3 protein-coding genes are annotated in these 2769 nt (G+C 70.5%); all 3 read right to left on the bottom strand.

What is annotated here, in order from left to right; translation table 11 throughout:
* On the bottom strand, positions 1–254 hold a 254-nt coding region (locus AAC997_RS02380), incomplete at its 3' end, for an aspartate/glutamate racemase family protein (RefSeq protein WP_340644099.1).
* Positions 255–257: 3 nt separating this feature from the next.
* Positions 258–1994 (bottom strand): dihydroxy-acid dehydratase, encoded by a 1737-nt coding sequence (ilvD, locus tag AAC997_RS02375; RefSeq protein WP_340644098.1) that lies wholly within the window; start codon positions 1992–1994, stop codon positions 258–260.
* Between the two features lie 89 nt (positions 1995–2083).
* On the bottom strand, positions 2084–2769 hold a 686-nt coding region (locus tag AAC997_RS02370), incomplete at its 5' end, for a lanthionine synthetase LanC family protein (protein ID WP_340644097.1).

The following is a 2769-nucleotide window of genomic DNA, read 5'->3' as shown; positions in this document are numbered from 1 at the left end:
GTGTTGGCGCAGATCAGGATGGCGTCGGCCCCCGCGCCCTCCAGCCGCTTGGCGGCCTCGGCCAGCACCGCGCCCGCCCCATCCCAGTCGCCCGCCGCCTGCATCTCGGCGATGCCCGCGAAGTCCACCGACCACAACAGCAGCTGCGCCGAGTGCAGCCCGCCCAGCCGCTCGCGGACCAGCCGGTTGAGCTCCGAATAGTAGAGCGTCGTGCTCTCGGCGCTCATCCCGCCCAGCAGGCCGAGCGTCTTCACAGGTCAGAGGTCCGCGTAGACGTGGCTCTCGCCCGCCGCGCCCGGATGGGTCACCGCGCCCTTGTGCGCCGGGCCGACGATCTGGGCGTACTTCCACAGGGCGCCGGAGCCGTAGTTGGTCACCCGAGGCGCCCAGTGGCGGCGGCGGTTTTCCAGCTCGATGGGATCGACCTCCAGGTCGAGAATGCCGGCGTCGGCGTCGATGTTGATGATGTCACCGTCCTGGATCAGGGCGATGGGCCCGCCCAGCTGGGCCTCAGGCCCGATGTGCCCCACGCAAAGCCCGCGCGTGCCACCGGAGAAGCGGCCGTCGGTGATCAGCGCCACCTTGTCGCCCCGGCCCTGGCCCGAAAGCGCCGCCGTGGTGGAAAGCATCTCGCGCATGCCGGGCCCGCCGCGCGCGCCCTCATAGCGGATCACCAGGACGTCGCCGTCCAGGTAGTCGCCGGCCTCGACGGCGGCGAAACAGGCGTCCTCGCCCTCGAAGCAGCGGGCCGGTCCGCGATGGCTGCGGTGGCTGGTCATGCCCGCCACCTTGACGATGGAACCGTCGGGGGCGAGCGAGCCCCACAGGCCCACCACGCCGCCGGTGGGGGAGAGCGGCTCACTGACCTTGCGGATCACCACCTGGTCGTCGCGCCATTTCACGTCCTTGACGTTCTCGGCGATGGTCTTGCCCGTGATGGTCATGCAGTCGCCGTGGATGAAGCCGCCCTCCAGCAGGGTCTTCAGCAGCATGGGCATGCCGCCCGCCTCCCCCATGTCCTTGGCCACGAAGCGGCCGCCGGGCTTCAGGTCGGCGATGTGGGGGGTGCGTTGGGCGATCTCGGCGAAGTCGCGCAGGGTGAACTCGATACCGCACTCATGGGCCATGGCCGGCAGGTGCAGACCGCCATTGGTGGAGCCGCCGGTCGCGGCCACGACGGCGGCGGCGTTCTCGAAGGACTTGCGGGTGACGATGTCGCGCGGCCGCAGCTGCTCGGCGATCAGCCGCACCACCGTCTCGCCAGAGGCCACCGCATAGGCGTCACGGGTCAGGTAGGGCGCGGGCAGCGAGGCCGAGAGCGGCAGGGCCAGGCCGATGGCCTCCGACACGCAGGCCATGGTGTTGGCGGTGAACTGGCCACCGCAGGCGCCGTCCGACGGACAGGCGTGTTGTTCCAGGGAGCACAGGTCTTCCAGGCTCATCTTGCCGGCCGAGTGCATGCCGACGCCCTCGAACACGTCCACCACCGTCACATCCCGGCCCTGCCACGAGCCGGGCAGGATCGAGCCGCCATAGAGGAAGACGCTGGGCACGTTCAACCGCAGCATGGCCATCATCATCCCCGGCAGGGACTTGTCGCAGCCGGCGATGCCCACCAGGGCGTCATAGCCGTGGCCGCGCATGGTCAGCTCCACGGAGTCGGCGATCACGTCGCGGCTGACCAGGGACGAGCGCATGCCCTCGTGGCCCATGGCGATGCCGTCGGTGACGGTGATGGTGCAGAACTCGCGCGGCGTGGCGCCGGCCGCCTTCACCCCCTCCGACACCGCGTGCGCCTGGCGCATCAGGGCGGTGTTGCAGGGCGCGGCCTCGTTCCAGCAGGAGGCGACGCCGACGAAGGGCTGGGCGATCTCGCGGCTGCCCAGGCCCATGGCGTAATAGTAGGAGCGGTGCGGAGCCCGCGCCGGGCCCTCGGTCACATGGCGGCTGGGGAGGTTGGACTTGTCCCAGGTTCCATCGGGCTTGCGGGTCATGGCGGGGCCTTCCGTTCAACGAGGCCTTTCCCTAGCGGGCGGGGGCCACGCTTGAAAGCCCGAAGCCGCGCGATCATCGCCCGTCGCCGTCAGAGCGTCATCGCGGGCCAGTCCGGCATGGCGATCTTCACCGGCGACCCAGCCTCGGTGGTGGCCAGGTGCAGCAGGAAGCTGGCGATTCCCGCCGCCCCCTGCATGTAGCCGGTCTGGGTCTCGACGAAGTCGGGCTGGGTGCGATGCTCAGCCTGCGTCCATCGGCGGCCGGAGGCGTCGTGGGTCGACTGCGCTTCGATCACCGCCGCGCAGCGCTGGGCGAGGTCATGGTAGAGCGGATCGCGGGTGCGGGCGGCCATCAACAGAGCGAACTCGCCGATCCCGGCGTCCCCGCAGCACTGGCCGTAATTCTTCCACAGCCCCTTGGACCGGGTTTCCGGCGCGCCCGTGGCCAGCAGCCCCTCCACCAGGGCGCGGGCCTCATCCAGCCAGACCTGTTCGCCGGTGACGTCGTGCAACTCGATCAGCAGGCGGCCGGTGCCGGCCGGTCCGTGGCAGGCGCCCAGATAGAAGAACGGCTTGGCCGGATCCTCGGTGTGGCAGACCAGCTTGCCCGAGCCGAAGGTGGTGGCGCGGCTCAAGGTATAGCGGGCCGCCTCGCGGGCGGCGTCGAGATAGCGGGCCTCCCCCGTCGCGCGGTGCAGTTGCAGCAGGAAATAGCCCACGCCGGCGCCGCCATGGGCGAAGTTGGGGGCGGTGAACGGGAACGGCATGTCCGACA

The organism is Phenylobacterium sp. (genome assembly GCF_037968635.1).
Classification (GTDB): domain Bacteria; phylum Pseudomonadota; class Alphaproteobacteria; order Caulobacterales; family Caulobacteraceae; genus Phenylobacterium.
This window is presented reverse-complemented; position numbering and strand designations above follow the sequence as displayed.